This is a genomic window from Micromonospora sp. DT178 (assembly GCF_049841695.1).
Lineage (GTDB): Bacteria > Actinomycetota > Actinomycetes > Mycobacteriales > Micromonosporaceae > Micromonospora.
Genome location: NZ_JBNCKV010000015.1, coordinates 107,346 through 127,340, shown reverse-complemented (window position 1 = coordinate 127,340; position 19,995 = coordinate 107,346). Strand labels below are relative to the sequence as shown.

Annotated in this window: 3 protein-coding genes (1 of these 3 cut by a window edge); all 3 read left to right on the top strand. The window is 74.8% G+C overall.

All coding sequences use genetic code 11. The annotated features are described in order from the left end of the window. Tightly spaced (each overlapping or abutting the next), the 3 genes in view from ACLQ22_RS24345 to ACLQ22_RS24335 form a layout consistent with a single transcriptional unit that may run on beyond the window. Positions 1-17,699, top strand: the 3' portion of a protein-coding gene (locus tag ACLQ22_RS24345; protein ID WP_425694357.1) for a non-ribosomal peptide synthase/polyketide synthase. It extends 5,647 nt beyond the left edge of the window; 17,699 of the gene's 23,346 nt are visible here — the last part of the coding sequence; its start codon lies beyond the left edge, outside the window; the stop codon is at positions 17,697-17,699. Continuing rightward, positions 17,699-18,682: an ornithine carbamoyltransferase gene (locus tag ACLQ22_RS24340; protein WP_425694356.1), complete on the top strand. Its 984-nt coding sequence runs from the start codon at positions 17,699-17,701 to the stop codon at positions 18,680-18,682. Before ACLQ22_RS24345 ends, ACLQ22_RS24340 begins: the two co-directional genes overlap by 1 nt. Continuing rightward, positions 18,679-19,995 carry an MFS transporter gene (locus ACLQ22_RS24335; RefSeq protein ID WP_425694355.1) on the top strand — a complete coding sequence of 439 codons (1,317 nt, stop codon included), beginning with the start codon at positions 18,679-18,681 and terminating at the stop codon, positions 19,993-19,995. Before ACLQ22_RS24340 ends, ACLQ22_RS24335 begins: the two co-directional genes overlap by 4 nt.

Sequence of the window (19,995 nt, the reverse complement as noted above, 5' to 3'; positions counted from 1 at the left end):
TGTACGTGTTGAACCGGGACCTGCACCTGTCCCCGGTCGGTGTGGTCGGCGAGCTGTACGTGGGTGGTGTGGGTGTGGCCCGGGGCTACGCGGGCCAGCCGGCGCTGACGGCGGAGCGCTTCGTGCCGGACCCGTTCGCCGCAGCCGGAGACGAGGCCGGCGCCGGTGTCGGGGCGCGGATGTACCGCACCGGGGATCTGGTGCGCCGGATGCCCGACGGGGCGGTGGAGTTCGTCGGCCGCGTCGACCACCAGGTGAAGATCCGCGGCTACCGGATCGAACTCGGCGAGATCGAGTCGGTCGTCGAGGGCACCGACGGGGTCGGCGACGCGGTCGCCCTGGTCGGCGAGTCGGACCGGCTGGTGGTGTTCTACCGGCCGGGCGCGCCGGCCACGGAGCTGGCGGACCGGATCCGGCAGCGGTGCGTGGAGCACCTGCCCGAGTACATGATCCCGGCCGAGTTCGTCGCCGTGGAGGCGATCCCGCTCAACGCCAACGGCAAGGTCGACCGGGCCGCCCTCTGGGACGCCGCGGTGCCGGCGCACCGGCAGCACGTCGCCCCGGCCACCGAGCTGGAGGCGCGGCTGGCGGAGATCTGGGGCCGGGTGCTCCAGTTGGAGCAGGTCAGCACCCAGGAGAGCTTCTTCGACCTCGGCGGGCACTCCATCAGCGCCATCGCGCTCGTGGGCGCGCTGCGCGGCGCCGGGCACCCGGTCTCGGTGCGCGACGTCTTCGTGCACCGCACCGTCGCCGCCCTGGCGCAGCACCTCACCGGCGGGGACGACGTCGAAGCCGCGCCCGCCTTCCGGGCGGTCGCCCCGTTCAGCCTGCTCGACGACGCCGACCGGGCCGCACTGCCCGCCGGGCTCGCCGACGCGTACCCGTGCGCGCAGGTGCAGCTCGCCATGCTGGTGGTAACCCTCTCCGACTCGGAGCGACGCACCTACCACAACGTGTCGGCGTTCCCGATCCGCGACGAGCACGCCTTCGACGGCGACGCGCTGCGCCGGGCCGTGCGGACCGTCGTGGAACGGCACGAGATCCTGCGTACGTCGTTCGACCTGACCGGCTTCTCGGTGCCGATGCAGCTCGTGCACGCCGAGGTGCCCGTCGACGTCACGCTGCTCGACCTGCGCGACGGCACGGACGAGGAGGCCGAGAACCGGCTGCGGGCGTACCTGGCCGCCGAGCGGTCCCGGCCCTTCACCCCAGACCAGGTCCCGCAGATGCGCATCGCCGGGGCGGCCGGCCGCAACGACACGTGGTGGTTCGTGCTGACCATGTCGCACGGCATCCTCGAGGGCTGGAGCCACCACTCACTGCTGATGGAGATCCTCGACAACTACCGCAGCCTGCGCGACACCGGCGCACCGGCCGCGTTCGAGGCGCCCCCGGTCCGCTACGCCGACTTCGTGGCCGGCGAGATTGAGGCGCTGGCGTTGGCCGAGGACCGCGACTACTGGCAGGGCGTCGTCGCCCGGCCGGTCTTCGAGCTGCCCGCCGGCTGGGGCGAGGACGAGTCGGTCCCGGAGTACGAGTGCGGCACCCGCGTCCCCCTGCACGACCTGATGGACGACCTGCGCGAGCTGGCCAGCCGTACCGACACGTCGCTGAAGAGCGTGCTGCTGGCCGCGCACCTGAAGGTGATGAGCCAGCTCACCGCCGAGCCCGTGTTCACCAGCGGGTTGGTCAGCCACGGCCGGCCCGAGGTCACCGGCGCCGACCGGGTCTACGGGATGCACCTGAACACGCTGCCGTTCGTGCACGACGCGGGCGCGCGGACCTGGCGCGAGCTGATCCGGGGCACGTACGCCGGGGAGCTGGAGCTGTGGCCGCACCGCCGCTACCCGCTGCCGGCCGTGCAGCGCCTCGGCGACGGGCGCCGGCCGATCGAGATCCTCTTCAACTACCTCGACTTCGAGCAGGTCGACACCGAGCGGGTCGACTTCGACGACGCGATCTACGAGGCCAGCGGCGAGTTCGGCCTGCACGTCTCCACGCTCGGCGGCGTCCTCAACATCCTGGCCCGGCCGCACCAGGTCAGCTACCCCAACGTCCTGCGCCTCGGTGGCATGTACCGGGCGGTGTTGGAGGCGATGGTCGCCGACGTGGACGGTGACGCGTCGGTGGTGTGTCTGCCGGCGGGTGAGGTGTCGGTGGTGTTGGCCGACGGGGTGTCGGCGGTGGCGCCGGTGTCGCGTTCGGTGCTGGCCGAGTTCGAGGCGCGGGTGGCCGAGGCGCCGTCGGCGGAGGCCGTGTCGGTGCCGGGCGGCGCGGGGGCGGGCTTCGCCGAGCTGGACGCCCGCGCGGCGGCGGTCGGGCGGCGCCTGGCCGGCCGGGGTGTGGGTGCCGGTGCGATGGTGGGTGTGCTGCTGGACCGTGGTGTGGAGCTGGTGGCGTCGATGTTGGGGGTGTGGAAGGCGGGTGCGGCGTTCGTGCCGGTGGATCCGTCGTATCCGCCGGGCCGCATCGCCGCGATGCTGGCTGACGCGGGCGCCCGGGTCGCGATCACCTCCGGCCGGTACGCCGACCGGTTCGCCGGCGCCGGGGTCGACGTGCTCCGGGTGGACGAGACCCTGGACGACGGCGTCGAGGAGGCCACGGCCGACGGTGCCGTGCGCGCGGCCCTGCCCGGGCCGATCGACCTGGACGGACTGGCGTACGTGATTTTCACGTCGGGGTCGACGGGTCGGCCGAAGGGTGTGCAGGTGACGCACCGGGGGTTGGCGAATCATGTGCGGTGGGCGGCGGGTGAGTTGGCGTCGCGGGGTGTGGGCGGTTGTGCGGTGTTCTCGTCGGTGGCGTTCGACTTGCAGGTGCCGAATCTGTGGGCGCCGTTGGTGGCGGGTCAGCGGGTGGTGATGGTGGGTCAGGATGTGGATCTGGCCGAGTTGGGTGCGGTGTTGGCGTCGTCGGGGCCGTTCAGTTTCTTGAAGTTGACGCCGGGTCATCTGGAGATTCTTGGTCGGCAGTTGTCGGATGAGGCGTTGGCGTCGTTGGCGGCGGTGGTGGTGGTCGCTGGTGAGGCGTTGCCGGCGGCGTTGGCGAACCGGTGGCTGGGTCTGTTGGGTCCGGGCGGTCTGGTCAACGAGTACGGGCCGACCGAGGCGAGTGTGGGTACCTGCGTCTTCCCGGTGGTGGCCGAGCAGGCGGGTCCGGTGGTGCCGATCGGTCGGGCGTTGCCGGGCATGACGATGTACGTGTTGAACCGGGACCTGCACCTGTCCCCGGTGGGCGTGGTCGGCGAGTTGTACGTCGGCGGCGTGGGCGTGGCCCGGGGCTACGCGGGCCAGCCGGCGCTGACGGCGGAGCGCTTCGTCCCGGATCCCTTCGGTGCGGCGGGAGCGCGGATGTACCGCACCGGGGATCTGGTGCGCCGGATGCCCGACGGGGCGGTGGAGTTCGTCGGCCGCGTCGACCACCAGGTGAAGATCCGGGGTTACCGGATCGAACTCGGCGAGATCGAGTCGGTCCTGGAGGGCACCGACGGCGTCGGCGACGCGGTCGCCCTGGTCTCGGGCTCGGCCGCCGAGGGCGACGCCCGGCTGGTGGCCTTCTACCGGCCGACCCTGCCGGCGACCCCCGGTCTGCTCGACCGGGTGCGGCAGCGGTGCGCGGAACACCTGCCGGAGTACATGATCCCGGCCGAGTTCGTCGCCGTGGAGGCGATCCCGCTCAACGCCAACGGCAAGGTCGACCGGGCCGCCCTCTGGGACGCCGCGGTGCCCGCCGAGCGGGCGCACGTCGCCCCGGCCACCGAGCTGGAGGAGCGGCTGGCCGGCATCTGGGGCCAGGTGCTCAACCTCGAACAGGTCAGCACCCAGGACAGCTTCTTCGACCTCGGCGGCGACTCGCTGCGCGCGGTCGCCCTGGTCGGCGCGCTGCGGGCGGCCGGCTTCGGGGTGGCCGTCCGGGACGTCTTCGTGCACCGCACGGTCGCCGCCCTGGCCGGGCACCTCGGCGCCAAGGACGCCGCACCGGCGGCGCCGGCCTTCCAGGCCGTCGCGCCCTTCGCCCTGCTGACCGCCGCCGACCGGGCCGCCCTGCCCGCCGGCCTCGTGGACGCCTATCCGGCCGTGCAGGCGCAGGTCGGCATGGCGGTGGAGATCCAGAAGGACCCGGACAAGTCGCTGTACCACATCGTCCGCTGCTTCCGGGTGCACAGTGGACGGCCGTTCTCGGCCGACGCGCTGCGGGCGGCGGTGCGGGACGTGGTCGGCCGGCACGAGACCCTGCGTACCTCGTTCGACCTCACGAGCTATTCGGTGCCGATGCAGCTCGTGCACGCCGAGGCGCCGGTCGACGTGCGGGTGACGGAGCTGACCGGCGGGGACGTCGAGGCCCGGCTGCGGGCGTACGTGGACGCGGAGCGGGCGCGCCCCTTCGAGCTGGACCAGCCGGCGCCGCTGCTGCGGGTCGCCGCGCACCGCACCGACGAGCGGGGCTGGTGGCTCACCGTCGCCGTCAGCCATTTGGTCACCGGCGGCTGGGACCTGAACACCCTCCTGGTCGAGCTGATCGGCTGCTACGAGCGGCGCAGCGCCGGCATGGTGCCCGAGTCGCCGGAGCCGATCGCCGTGCGCTACGCCGACTTCGTCGCCGCCGAACTGGCGGCGCTGAAGGGCGGCGAGGACGAGGCGTACTGGCGGGGCGTCGTCGACGGGTACGCCGGCTTCACCACGCCGGACGGCTGGGGCCGCACCGACGGCCCACGGGAGAGCCTGCGCACCCGGGTCAGCTACCAGGACCTGGAGCCGAAGCTGCGCGCGCTCGCGTCGACCCTCGACGTGTCGCCCAAGTCGGTGCTGCACGCCGCGCACCTGAAGGTGATGAGCCAGCTCACCGACCAGGGACGGTTCTACACGGGCCTGGTGTGCGACGCGCGGCCGGAGGTGCGGGGCGCGGAGCGGGTGCACGGGATGTACATCAACGTGCTGCCGTTCGCGCACGCCCGGACGGCGGGGACGTGGCGGGAGCTGGTGCGGTCGGTGTTCGACCGCGAGGTGGAGCTGTGGCCGCACCGGCGGTACCCGCTGCCGGCGGTGCAGCGGATGGCCGGTGCCGGGTCCCGCCCGATCGACGTCGTCTTCGACTACACCGAGTTCCGCCGGGCCGGGGCCGTCGCCGACGAGTCCGTCGACTTCGAGGCCATCGCCGGGGAGGGCGGCACCGAGTTCGCCCTCCAGGTGACCGCCGCCGGCGGTTTCCTCGACCTGGTCGGCGACAGCCACGTCTTCGGTCCCGCCGCGCTGGCCCGGGTGGGGGCGATGTTCCGCCAGGTGCTGACGGCGATGGTGGCCGACCCCGAGGGCGACGCGGTCGCCGTCCGGCTGCCGGCGGCGGAGCGCGACGAGATCGAGGGCTGGTCGTCCGGCGGCACCGTCGAGGTCGGCGGGTACGCCCCGGCGGCGTTCGAGGCGCAGGCGGCGCGGCGGCCGGACGCGGTGGCGCTCACCTGCGACGGCACCCGCGTGAGCTACCGGGACCTGAACGCCCGGGTGAACCGGCTGGCGCACCACCTGCGCGAGCTGGGGGTGGGGCCGGAGGTCCTGGTCGGGGTGTGTGCGCACCGGTCGGTGGAGCAGGTCGTGGCGATGCTGGCGGTGCACAAGGCCGGCGGGGTCTATCTGCCGTTGGATCCGTCGTACCCGGCGGAGCGGTTGGCGTTCATGCTCGCCGACGCGGCGGCCCCGGTGCTGCTCACCACCGCCGAGCTGCGCGGTCAGCTCCCGGCGGCCGAGGCGGTCACCGTGCTGCTGGACGGCCCGGACGCCTGGGCGGGCCAGCCGGCCACCGATCCTGAGCCGCGCACCCACGCCGACAGCGGCTGCTACGTCATCTACACCTCCGGCTCGACCGGCCAGCCCAAGGGCGTCGTCGTGCCGCACCGGGGGATGGTCAATCGCTCCGCGTACGCCGGCCGGCGGATCAACCGCCTCGACGAGGGGGCGGTGCTGCTCCAGAAGACCGAGATCGGCTTCGACGTCTCCCCGGCCGAGGTCTACGCGGCCCTGTCGGCGGGCGCCCGGATCGTGGTGGCCCGCCCCGGCGGGCACCGGGACCCGGCGTACCTGCGGGAGCTGATTGTCCGCGAGGGCGTCACCGCCGTCGAGCTGGTGCCGAGCATGCTGTCGGCGCTGCTGGCCGAGGGGATCGGCGCGTGCCGGTCGCTGCGGTCGGTGGCGGTGGGCGGCGAGGAGATCGCCGTCGACGTGGCGCGGGCGTTCCTGGCCGCGCTGCCCGGCTGCGAGCTGCACAACACGTACGGTCCGGCCGAGACCACCGTCGACGTCACCAGCTGGCTCTGCACCGCCGAGGCCCTGCGCGGGCTGTCCCGGGTGCCGCTCGGCACCCCGTTCACCAACCTCACCGTCCGGGTGCTCGACGAGCACCTGCAACCGGTGCCGGTCGGGGTGCGCGGCGAGCTGTGCGTCGGCGGGCTCGGGCTGGCCCGGGGCTACCTCGGGGCGCCGGGCACCACCGCGCAGCGCTTCGTGCCGGACCCGTACGGCCCGCCCGGGTCGCGGCTGTACCGCACCGGGGACGCGGCGGCGTGGCGCCCGGACGGCACCGTGGACTTCCTGGGCCGAATCGACTCGCAGGTCAAGCTGCACGGCGTACGCATCGAGCTGGGCGAGATCGAGACGGCCCTGCGGGCCTGCCCCGGCGTGACCGACGCGGTCGCCGCGGTCCGCGAACAGGACGGCCGACGCACCCTCGTCGGCTACCTCGTCGCCGACGAAGGCTCCGCGCTCACCCCCGGCGAGCTGCGCGAGCGGCTGCTGGCGGAGCTGCCGGAGGCGATGGTCCCGGCCGCCTACGTCACCGTCGACGCCGTGCCCGTGGACCCGCACGGCAAGGTCGACCGGCGGCAACTGCCGGCGCCGGACGCGAAGTCCTACGCCCGGGGTCGCTACGAGCGCCCCAACGGCCCGGTGGAGTCGGCGATGGCCGGCGTCTGGTCGTGGGTGCTCGACCTCGACCGGGTCAGCGTCACCGAGAGCTTCTTCGACCTGGGCGGCGACTCGATGACGGCGGTGACCCTGGTCGGGTCGCTGCGCGCGGCCGGCCACGACGTCACCGTGCGGGACATCTTCGCGCACCGCACGATCCGCCGCCTGGTCACCGCCCTCGCCGAGGCCGACACCGCCAAGGAGGGGGCCTTTCGCCCCGTCGAGCCGTACGCGCTGATCGCCGCCGCCGACCGGGCCCGGCTGCCCGGCGGCCTGGTCGACGCGTACCCGGCGACGCAGGCCCAGGTCGGCATGGCCGTGGAGATCCAGAAGGACCCCGACAGGTCGCTGTACCACATCGTGCAGTCGATCCGGGTCGACGACGGGCGGCCGTTCGCCGCCGACGCGCTCCAGGCGACTGTCGACGCGCTGGTCGCCCGGCACGAGACGCTGCGTACCTCGGTCGACCTGACCGGCTACTCGGTGCCGATGCAGCTGGTGCGCGCGAGCGCCGCCGTGCCGGTCGCCGTGCACCCGGCCGCCGGCCACGCCGAACACCTGGCCGCCGAGCGGCGTACCCCCTTCGACCTGGAGTCGGACGCGCCGCTGCTGCGGGTCGCCGCGCACGCCGACGGCGCCGGGGCCTGGTGGCTGACCCTCGCGGTGAGCCACCTGGTCACTGGCGGCTGGGACCTCAACGCCCTGCTCGCCGAGCTGCTCGGCGAGTACGGGCGGCGCAGCCGCGGCGAGGCGCCGACGCCGGTCGAGCCCCCCGCCGTCCGGTACGCCGACCACGTCGCCGGCGAGCTGGCGGCGCTGCGCTCGCCGGAGACCGCCGAGCACTGGCGGGCGGTGGTGACCGGCCGGCCGAAGCTCACCCTCCCGGACGCGTTCGGTGACCGCTCCGGCGCGGCGGCGGTCTGCCGGTACACCGTGGACGTCAACGACCTGGACGCGGCGGTCCGACGCCTCGCCAGCGACACCGGCACCTCCGTCAAGGCGGTGCTGCACGCCGCGCACCTGAAGGTGATGAGCCAGCTCACCAGCGGGTCCGCCTTCTACACCGGCCTGGTGTGCGACGCGCGGCCGGAGGTGCGGGGCGCGGAGCGGGTGCACGGGATGTACATCAACGTGCTGCCGTTCCCGCACGCCCGGACCGCCGGGACGTGGCGGGAGCTGGTGCGGTCGGTGTTCGACCGCGAGGTGGACCTGTGGCCGCACCGGCGGTACCCGCTGCCGGCCGTGGCGCGGATGGCCGACGCCGGATCCCGCCCGATCGACGTCGTCTTCGGCTACGTCGAGACCCGGCAGGACGGCGCCGGGGTGGCCGAGGCGTCCGCCGCCGGCACCGACCTCGTCGAGGTCGGCGGGCCCGGGGCCACCGAGTTCGGCCTGTCGGTCGGGGCGGGCGGCGGCACCGTCCGCCTGGTCAGCGACAGCCGGACCGCCGACCCGGCCGCCCTGGTGCGGATCGGGGCGATGTTCCGCGAGGTGCTGACGGCGATGGTGACCGACCCGGACGGGGACGCGGCGGCGCCGCGCCTGCCGGCCGGGGAGCGTGCCGACCTCGCCCGGTTCACCCCGGGCCGGACCGTCGAGGTCGGCGGGTACGTGCCGGCGGCGTTCGAGGCGCAGGCGGCGCGGCGGCCGGACGCGGTGGCGATCACGGCCGAGGACGTGTCGTTCTCGTACGGGCAGCTCAACGGCCGGGCGAACCGGCTGGCGCACCACCTGCGCGAGCTGGGGGTCGGGCCGGAGGTCCTGGTCGGGGTGTGTGCGCACCGGTCGGTGGAGCAGGTCGTGGCGATGCTGGCGGTGCACAAGGCCGGCGGGGTGTACCTGCCGTTGGATCCGTCGTACCCGGCGGAGCGGTTGGCGTTCATGCTCGCCGACGCGGCAGCCCCGGTGCTGCTCACCACCGCCGACCTGCGGGCGCAGCTGCCGCCGGTCGAGGCCACGGTGGTGCTGCTGGACGACCCGGACGCCGGGGCCGACCGGCCGCCGACCGACCCGGAACCGCTCACCGGCCCCGACAACGGCAGCGTCGTCATCTACACCTCGGGCTCCACCGGCCGCCCCAAGGGCTCGCTGCTGTCGCACCGGGCCCTGGTCAACCGCACCGGGCACGTCGGCGCGCAGGTCTACCGGCTGGACTCCGACGCCGTCGTGCTCCAGAAGACCGAGATCGGCTTCGACGTCTCGCCGGGAGAGGTCTACGCGGCCCTGTCGGCGGGCGCCCGGATCGTGGTGGCCCGCCCCGGCGGGCACCGCGACCCCGCGTACCTGTGCGAGCTGATGGCCCGCGAGGGCGTCACCACCGTCCACTTCGTGCCGTCGATGCTCCCGGCGCTGCTCGCCGAAGGGCTGGCCGGGTGCCGGTCGCTGCGGTCGGTGGCGGTGGGCGGCGAGGAGATCGCCGTCGACGTGGCGCGGGCGTTCCTGGCCGCGCTGCCCGGCTGCGAGCTGCACAACACGTACGGGCCGGCCGAGGCCACCGTCGACGTGAGCAGCTGGCGGTGCACCGCCGACGCCCTGGCCGGGCTGTCCCGGGTGCCGCTCGGCACGCCCCACCCGAACCTGCGGCTGTACGTCCTCGACGGGCGGCTCGACCCCGTGCCGGTCGGCGTGCCCGGCGAGCTGTGCGTCGGCGGGACGGGGCTGGCCCGGGGTTACCTGGGCCGGCCGGGGCTGACCGGCGAGAAGTTCGTCCCCGACCCGTACGGCCCGCCCGGGTCGCGGCTCTACCGCACCGGGGACGCGGCGGCCTGGCGACCGGACGGCACCGTGGACTTCCTGGGCCGGCTCGACTCGCAGGTCAAGCTGCACGGCGTACGCATCGAGCTGGGGGAGATCGAGACGGCCCTGCGGGCCTGCCCCGGCGTGGCCGACGCCGTCGCCGCCGTACGCGAGCACGACGGCCGCCGCACCCTCGTCGGGTACGTGCTGCCCGCCACCGGCGACGCGCCGACCCCGGCCCGGCTGCGGGAGCGGCTGCTCGCCGCGCTGCCCGAGGCGATGGTCCCGGCCGCCTACGTCACCGTCGACGCCGTCCCGAAGGACCCGAACGGCAAGGTCGACCGGCGCCAGCTGCCGGCCCCCGACGCCGGCTCGTACGCCACCGGGGACTACCAGGCCCCGGCCGGCGACGTGGAGGAGGAGATCGCCGGGATCTGGGCGCGGGTGCTCGGCGTGGCCCGCGTCGGCGTCACCGACAGCTTCTTCGACCTCGGCGGCGACTCGATGCTCGCGGTCACCCTGGTCGGCACGCTGCGCGCCGCCGGGCACCGCACCAGCGTGCGGGACGTCTTCGCGCACCGCACCGTACGCCGGCTGGCCGCCGCGCTGGGCGACGCCGACGCCGACGAGTTCCGCCCGGTCGCGCCGTACGCGCTGATCGACGCCGCCGACCGGGCCCGGCTGCCCGGCGGCCTGGTGGACGCCTACCCGGCGTCGCGCACCCAGCTCGGCATGCTGGTGGAGTCGGCCGTCAGCGGCGACCGCGCGGTCTACCACAGCGTCCTGGCCCACCAGGTCCGCGACGGGCGGCCGTTCGACGCCGAGGCGCTGCGCGGCGCGGTCCGCGCCGTGGTCGCCCGGCACGAGATCCTGCGCACGTCGTTCGACCTGGTCGGCTACTCGGTGCCGATGCAGCTCGTGCACGCCCACGCCGAGCCCGACGTGCGCGTCGAGGACGGCCGGGACGTCCCGGCCGAGCGGCATGCCGCGCTCTTCGCGGAGTTCGTCGCCGCCGAGCGGGCCCGCCCGTTCGACGTCTCCACCGCGCCGCTGCTGCGCGTCACGGCGCACCCGGACAGCGACGAGAGCTGGTGGTTCACCTTCACCATCAGCCACGTCGTCACCGAGGGCTGGAGCAGCGCGCGGCTGGTCACCGAGGTGCTCGACGCCTACGCCGAGCTGGTCGACGGCCGCACCCCGGCGTCGGCCGACGTGCCGCCCGTGCGCTACGCCGACTTCATCGCCGCCGAGCTCGCCGCGCTGGAGTCGACCGTCGACCGGGAGCACTGGCGGTCCGTGTGGGACGGGCGCGCCCCGTTCACCCTGCCCACCGGCTGGGGCGAGCCGGACGCGCCGGACGCCACGGTCGACGCCACGGTCGACTTCACCGACCTGGACGAGGCGCTGCGCGCCCTGGCCCGCGACACCGACGTGTCGGTGAAGGCGGTGCTGCACGCCGCGCACCTGAAGGTGCTCAGCCAGCTCACCGGCGAGCCGGGCTTCCACGCCGGCCTCGTCTGCGACGCCCGGCCCGAGGTGCTCGGCGCCGACCGGGTGCAGGGCATGTACCTCAACACGGTGCCGTTCCCGTACGACCGGACCGCCCGCAGCTGGCGGGACCTCGTCGCCGCGGTGTTCGACCGGGAGGTCGCGCTGTGGCCGCACCGGCGGTTCCCGCTGGCCGAGATGCAGCGCGAGGCCGGCCACCGGCTGCTGCACGTCCTGTTCAACTACCAGGACTTCACCCGCGCGACGCAGGGCGGCGACGGCTCCGGCCCGGTGGTCACGGGCAACGCCGGCGAGGGCGCCACCGAGTTCGACCTCTCCTGCTTCGCCCAGCGGGGCCGCTACGCGCTCTCCGCGCGGGCGGGGCTGGTCAGCCAGGCCAACCTGGACCGGATCGCCGGCATGTACCGGGCGGTGCTGGAGGCGATGGTCGCCGACCCCGACGGCGACTGCCAGGCGGTCTGCGTGCCCGGGGGCGAGCGCGACCGGCTGCTCGGCGTCACCGACACCGGCGCGGACGAGCCGGTCACCGGCACCGTGGTCGAGCTGTTCCAGGCCCAGCTGGCCCGCGATCCGCAGGCCGTGGCGGTGGTGGCCGGCGCCGTCGAGCTGACGTACGCCCAGGTCGACGCCGCCGCCAACCGTCTGGCGCACCACCTGCGCGCGGCCGGCGCCGGCCGGGAGACCGTCGTCGGGGTCTGCCTCGACCGGGACGCCGACCTGGTGCCCGCGCTGCTCGGCGTCCTCAAGGCAGGGGCGGCGTACCTGCCGCTGGACCCGGCCCAGCCCGCCGAGCGGATCGGCTACATGCTGGCCGACGCCGGGGCGCGGACCGTGGTCACCACCTCCGCGCAGGCGGAGTCGCTCGCCGGCTTCGACGGGCGGCGGGTGCTGCTGGACGCCGGCGACCTGGCCGGGCAGCCGGCGACCGATCCGGGCGTCGCCCGCGACCCGGACGACCTGCTCTACGTCATCTACACCTCCGGCTCGACCGGCCGGCCCAAGGGCGTCTGCGTGAGCGACGCCAACGTGCTGCGCCTGCTCGACGCCGCGCAGGAGCACTACGCGGTCGACGAGACCGACGTGTGGGCGCTGTTCCACTCGTACGCCTTCGACGTCTCCGTCTGGGAGCTGTGGGGGGCGCTGCTGCACGGCAGCCGGCTGGTGCTGGTGCCCCGCGAGGTGGCCCGGGTGCCGCAGGACCTGTTGGACCTGCTGGTGACGCAGCGGGTCACCATGCTGGCGCAGACCCCGACGGCGCTGCGCGGGTTGGTCCGGCTCGCCGCCGAGGACGCCCCCGGCATCCGGGACCTGTCGCTGCGCGCGGTGGTGGTCGCGGGGGAGAAGCTCGACTTCGCTGACCTCGCGCCGTGGGCGGCCCGCCTCGGGCTGGCCCGGGTGGCGCTGGTCAACATGTACGGGATCACCGAGACCACCGTCTACTCCACGTACCACCGGATCACTCGGGCCGACCTGGCGCCCGGGGTGGGCAGCCGGATCGGCCGGCCCCTGTCCGGGGTGCGGATGTACGTGCTCGACCAGTACGGCCACCCGGCCCCCATCGGGGTGCCCGGCGAGGTGTACCTGGCCGGGCACGGGGTGGCCCGCGGCTACCTCAACCAGCCCGAGCTGACCGCCCGGCGGTTCCTGCCCGACCCGTACGGCCCGGCCGGCAGCCGGATGTACCGCACCGGCGACCTGGCCACCCGGCTGTCCGACGGCAGCGTGGAGTTCCTCGGCCGCCTCGACGACCAGGTGAAGCTCCGGGGCTACCGGATCGAGCCGGGCGAGATCGAGGCGGCGCTGACCGCGCTGCCCGGTGTCGCGGAGGCGGTCGTCGTGCTCCGGGCGGACGACCCGGCCGATCCCCGGCTGACCGCGTACCTGGTGGCCGGCGACGGGGAACCGCCGCAGGTCACCTCGCTGCGCGCCTCGCTCGCGCGCGCCCTGCCGGAGTACATGGTCCCGTCGGCGTTCGTGCTGCTCGACGAGCTGCCGCGCAACAACAGCGGCAAGCTGGACCGGCGGGCGCTGCCCGCGCCGACGGTAGGCGCGACGGCCGCCGGCCGGGACCACGTCGGCCCGCGCGGGCCCCTGGAGGAGCGGGTGGCCGCCGTCTGGGCCGACGTGCTGGGTCTGCCGGTGGTCAGCGTCACCGACGGCTTCTTCGACCTCGGCGGGCACTCCATCACGGCGCTGGTGCTGGCCGGCACGATGCGCGCGGCCGGGCTGGACGTGACGGTCGCGGACATCTTCCGGCACCCGAGTGTCCGGGCGCTCTGCGAGGTGCTGGCGAGCCGGGACGCGCCGGAGCCGACCGAACGCCCCGTTGAGCCCTTCGAGCTGGTCGCTCCCGCCGACCTGCCGCTGCTGCCGGCCGGGCTGGACGACGCGTACCCGCTGTCGCGGGTGCAGCTGGGCATGCTGCTGGAGATGCTGGCGGACAACGGCCAGAACCACTACCACAACGTCGTCTCGTTCCTGATCCCCGACGACGAGCCGTTCGACCTGGCGACCCTGCGGGGCGCCGTCGACGAGGTGGTGGCCCGGCACGACGTGCTGCGTACCTCGGTGGACACCGGAAACTACTCGGTGCCCATGCAGCTGGTGCACCGCACGGTGGACGTCCCCGTCGGCACCCGCGACCTGCGCGGGCTGGCCGAGGCGGACCGGACGGCCCTGGTGCGCCGGCTCGTCGGCGAGGAGTACCAGGAGCTGTTCGACGTCGAGCGGGCGCCGCTGCTGCGGTTCACCGTGTGCCTGGAGACCGACCGGAGCTGGCGGCTGGTGCTCACCATCTGCCACGTGATCATCGAGGGCTGGAGCCTGCACGCCCTGGTGATGGAGATCCTGGACCGGTACCACGCGCGGCGGGCGGGCGCGCAGCCCGACGTCGCCGCCCCGCCCGGGGTGCGCTTCGCCGACTTCGTCGCCGGCGAGCTGCGCGCCCTGGCCTCGGCGGACGACCAGCGGTACTGGCAGGACGTGGTCCAGCGGCACCCGAGGTTCCTGCTGCCCTCCGCGTGGGCGCCGCCCGCGCCGGCCACCCGGGAGCCGTACACCGAGGTGGTGTCCTACGCGGACCTGGAGCCGCGGCTGCGGGCCCTGGCCTCGGCGGCCCGGGTGTCGCTCAAGGCGGTGCTGCACGCCGCGCACCTGAAGGTGCTCAGCCAGCTCACCGACGAGCCGGTCTTCTACAGTGGGCTGGTCTGCAACACCCGGCCGGACGTGGTGGGCAGCGAGCGGGTCTACGCCATGTCGCTGAACACCCTGCCGTTTCCGCACGACCGGCAGGCGGCCAGCTGGCGGGAGCTGGTCCAGCGGGTGCACGCCCGCGAGGCCGACCTGTGGCCGCACCGCCGCTACCCGGCGCCGGCCATCCGCACGCCCGGCCGCGGCGCCCGCCTCACCGACGTCTACTTCAGCTACCTCGACTTCACGGAGGTGGACGGCGGGCGTACCGCGCCCGTGGAGCGGATCGGCGCGAGCACCTCGGAGTTCGCGCTCGCCGTCGCCGCGGGCGCCGGCCGGCTCGAACTGAGCACCGACAGCCACGCCATGGGCCGGGCCGACGCCGCGCGGCTGGCCGGCATGTACCGGCTGGTGCTGGAGGCCATGGTGGCCGACCCCGACGGCGACCCCCGGGCGGCGTACCTGCCCGCCGGGGAGCGGCACGACGTGCTGGTGGGCTGGAACTTCTCGGCCGCGCCGGGCTGCGTCGACCTCGTCCCGGACCGGGTCGCGGCGCGGGCCGCGGCGACCCCCGACGCGGAGGCCGTCGACGGTACGACCTACGCCGGGCTGGACGCGGCGGCCAACCGGATCGGCCACCACCTGCGCGGGGCGGGGATCGGCCCGGAGCGGGTCGTGGGGGTGCTGCTGGACCGGGGCGCCGACCTCGTCGCCGCCCTGCTCGGGGTGTGGCGGGCCGGCGGCGCGTACCTGCCGATCGACCCGGGTCACCCGGCCGAGCGGGTCGCCGCAATGCTCGCCGACGCCGGGGCGACGGTGGTGGTGACCTCGACCGGCCACGCCGAGCGGCTCACCGGCGTCGAGCTGGTGCTGCTCGACCGCGACGCCGAGCGGATCGCCGCGCTGCCCGCCGACCCGCCGGCCGGCCGGATCGACCCGGACCACCTCGCGTACGTCATCTTCACCTCCGGCTCGACCGGCCGGCCGAACGGGGTGCAGATCAGCCACCGCGGCCTCGCCAACTATCTCGGCTGGGCGGCCGAGGAACTCGTCGGGGACCGCACCGGCGGCGCCGCGCTCTTCTCGTCGGTCGCGTACGACATGGTGGTGACCAGCATCTGGGCGCCGCTGGTCACCGGGCAGCGGCTGTGGCTGCTGCCGCCCGACGCCGGCCTGGACGAGCTGGGCCCGAGGCTGGCCGACGCCGGCCCGTTCAGCTTCGTCAAGCTGACCCCCGGCCACCTCGACCTGCTGACCCGCCAGCTCGACGCGGACCGGGCCGCCGCCCTGACCCCGCTGCTGGTGGTGGGGGGCGAGGCGCTGACCCGGCAGGTCTGCGACCGCTGGCACGCGCTCGCGCCGGGCAGCGTGCTGCTCAACGAGTACGGGCCGACGGAGGCGACCGTGGCCGTCAGCCGGTATCCGGTCACCGGGCCGCTGCCGGCCGACGTCGCGCCGATCGGCCGGCCGCTGGGCGGGATGAAGACCTATGTCCTCGACGTCGACCTGCAACCGGTGCCGGTGGGCGTGGTCGGCCACGTCCACCTCGGCGGCCCCGGCCTCGCCCGGGGCTACGCCGGACGGCCGGCCCTGACCGCCGACCGGTTCGTGCCCGACCCGTTCGGCGCGGACGGCGGCCGGCTGTACCGGACCGGCGACCTGGGCCGCTGGCTGCCCGACGGGCAGCTGGACCTGCTCGGCCGGGTCGACGACCAGGTGAAGATCCGTGGCCACCGGGTGGAGCCCGGCGAGGTCAGGGCGGTGCTGGTCGCGCATCCGGGCGTGCGGGACGCGGTGGTGACCGTCGAGTCGACGGGCGCCGGCGGGCCCCGCCTGGTGGCCTACCACGTCGGCGACGCGCCGGACCTGGCCGCGCACTGCGCCCGGTGGCTGCCGAGCCAACTGGTGCCGAGCGTCTTCGTCCCGGTGCCGGCCATCCCGCTCAACGCCAACGGCAAGGTCGACCGCCGGGCGCTGCCCCCGGTGGACCTGGCCGGGGCGGCCGGGCACACCCCGCCCCGGCCGGGGCTGGAGCAGCTGATCGCCGACATCTGGGCCCGCGTCCTGGAGGTCGACCGGGTCGGCCGGCACGACCGCTTCTTCGCCCTGGGCGGGCACTCGCTGCTGGTCGTACCGGTGGTCACGGCGGCCCGGCAGGCCGGTGTCCCGCTGACGCTGCGGGCGGCGATGCTCGACCGGACCCTGGCCGAGCTGGCCGCCTCGCTCGCCCCGACCGGGGCGGCGGCGTCCGTCGACCCGCCGGATCCGGCGGTACGCGCCGGCGTGGCACGGACCGCCTCGGCGCTGTCGGCCGTCGAGCCGTTGCTCGCCGCCCACCGGGTGCCCGGCGCCTCGCTGGCCCTGCTCGTGGACGGTGAGCTGGTGGAGGCCCGCGCCGCCGGGCACCGCGCGGCCGGCGGCGGCGCCCCGGTGACCCCGGCGACCATCTTCCAGGTCGGCTCGGTCAGCAAGTGGGTCACCGCGGTGGGCGCGCTGGTCCTCGTCGGGCGGGGGCAGCTCCAACTCGATGAGGACGTCAACGCGTACCTGAAGGGCTGGCAGCTGCCCGCCGACCGGCCGGTGAGCCTGCGGCAGCTGCTGAGCCACGTCGCCGGGCTGACCCCGACCGGCAGCACCGGGCACCCGCGCGGCGGGCCCGTGCCGACCCTGTCGGACGTGCTGCACGGCCGGGGCGTGCCCACCGGCCCGGTCCGGGCGCTCGACGCGCCCGACCCGGTCGCGGTGGAGCGCAACAGCCACTTCGTGGTGGTGCAGCAGCTCATGGAGGACGTCACCGCGACGCCCTTCGCCGACCTGATGGCCGAGCTGGTCTTCGGGCCGGCGGGGATGACCGGCAGCAGCTTCGAGCAGAGCTTCCCGGAGACGTCCGGCCGGCCGGTGGCCGTCGGGCACGACGAACGGGGCGAGCCGCTCCCGGGCGGCTGGCAGGTGCGTACCGACCTCGCGGCCGCCGGCCTCTGGAGCACCGCGACCGACCTGGCCCAGCTCGTCAGGGAGATCCACGTCGCGCACCGGGGCGGCCCGGCCCTGCTGAGCCGGGAGCTGGCGGTGACGCAACTGACCACCGGGCCGGGCGGCGTCTTCGGGCTCGGCTGCATGGTGGACCGCATCGAGGGGCCCGCCGGGACACGGGTGGAGTTCACCCACCGGGGCCGCATCCCCGGCTACCACGCGCTCACCGCCGGCCGGGTGCCCGACGGGTCCGGGCTGGTGCTGCTGACCAACGGCGACCAGGGCCACGAGGTCGTGTCGCGGCTGGCGTCCGACATCGCACTGACGGAGGAAATGTGATGACGACCGTACCGAGCATCTCCGCAACGGTCACCGACCCACCGACCCGGCAGGTGCGGCACCTGGTGTCGATCCGCGACCTGACCGACGACGACCTCTACTCGATCGTGGCGCGGGGGGCGAGGTTCGCCGCCGGCGAATCCGCCAGCCCGCTGGCCGACCGGGTGGTCGGCACCTACTTCGTGAAGACGTCGACCCGGACGCGGACCGCGTTCACCGTGGCCGCGCTGCGGCTCGGCGCGAAGACCATCCAGTACGGGCCGAACGACCTCCAGGTCAACACCGGGGAGTCCAGCGAGGACACCGGCCGGGTGCTGTCGGGCATGCTCGACGTGCTGGTGGCGCGGACCGCCGCCGACCCGGGGGAGATGCGCGACTGGTCGCGACAGCGCCGGATGGCCGTGATCAACGCGATGAGCGCCGAGGAGCACCCGACGCAGGCGCTGGCCGACCTGACCACCCTGCTGCGGCGCTTCGGCCGGATCGAGCACCTGCGGCTGCTCTACCTGGGCGAGGCGAACAACACCGCGACCGCACTGGCCCTGGCGCTGACCCGCTTCCCCGGCGTCGAGCTGGAGCTGCGCACCCCGGCGGGGTACGGGCTGCCGGCGGAGATCGCGGCGGTCGCGCGGGCGCAGGCGGAGCGCTGCGGCGCCCACCTCGTCGAACGGCACCACATGGACGACCTGCCGGGTGACCTGGACGTCATCTACACCACCCGCTGGCAGACCACCGGCACCAGCAAGCCCGACCCCGACTGGCGGGTGCGCTTCGCCCCGTTCCAGGTGGACCGGGAGCTGTGGCGGCGCAGCCCGCACGCCGTCTTCATGCACGACCTGCCGGCGCACCGGGGGGAGGAGGTGACCGCCGAGGTCCTGGACGGGCCGGCCAGCATCGCCTTCCAGCAGGCGGAGAACAAGCTCTACAGCGCGATGGCCGTGCTCGACTGGTGCCAGTCCTCGCCCGTCGGGCATCCGGCGTGAGCGCGGTCGGGCACCCCACGGCCACGTCCCGGCAGCCGGGGCGCCTGACCGGCAACCGCGACTTCCTGCTGCTCTGGGTCGGCTCCGGGGTCTCCGCGCTGGGTTCCCGGGCCACCTCGATCGGCTACGCCCTGCTGGTCTTCTGGTCGACCGGATCGGCCACGGCGGCCAGCCTGGTGACCTTCGCCGCGCTGCTGCCCAACCTGGTGACCCAGTTGCCGGCGGGGGCGCTGGTGGACCGCTGGGACCGTCGGCGGACCATGGTGTTCTGCAACGTCGGGCGGATCGTCGCGATCGGCAGCGTCGCGGTCGCGGTGGCCCGGGACTCGGTGTGGCTGCCGCACCTGATGGCGGTCGCGTTCGTGGAGGCCAGCCTGGGCATCTGCTATGCCCTGGCCGAACGCGCCGCAGTGTTCAACGTGGTCCCGGCCGACCGGTACGGCGCGGCGACGGCGGCGAACGAGTCGCGGGCCAACGCGGCCAGCATCCTCGGCCAGCCGGCCGGCGCCGGGCTGTACGCGCTGACCCGCTGGGCGCCGTTCGGCTTCGCCGTGCTGATGCACGTGATCTCGCTGGTCACCCTGCTGTTCGTGCGGCGGGACCTGCAGGCGCCGAAGGCGCGCGCGGACGAGCCCGGTGGCCTGCTGGCCCGGATGCGGGAGGGCTTCGTCTTCGTCTGGGGCCAGCTGTACCTGCGCCGTGCCCTCGGCCTCTTCGCGGCGAGCAACATCCTGTTCCAGGTGCTGGGCCTGGGCCTCCTGGTGATCGTCAAGAACCTGGGCGGCTCGCCATCCACGGTCGGGATGTTGCTCATGGTGAACAGCGTGTTCGGCATGGCCGGCGCGATGACCAGCAACTTCTACCTGAGCCGGTGGGGGATCCGCCGGATCATCATGGGGGTCAACATCGCCTGGGCGGTGCTGATGCCGCTGCTCGCGCTGGCACCGGGACTCGCGCTGGCACCGGGGCTCGTCGTCCTCGGCGCGATCTTCGCGTTGATCCACTACGGCGCCGGCATCAGCAACGTGGCCGGGATGTTGTACGTGCTCCAGTCCGCACCAGATCACCTGCGCGGGCGGGCCGGCTCGATCGTCATGCTGCTCAGCTCGGGAGCCAACTCGCTGGGGGCGCTGTTCGGGGGCTTCCTGCTCGACTCGACGAGCATCACCAAGGCCATGCTGATCGTGGGCGGGGCGATGGGGGTGATCGCGGTGCTCGCGGTGCTCGGCTTCGGCGGTCGGGCCCGGGCCGAGGCGGAGCGGGCGGAGGCCGCCGAGCGGGAGCGGGACCGCGGCGATATGGACGGAATATAG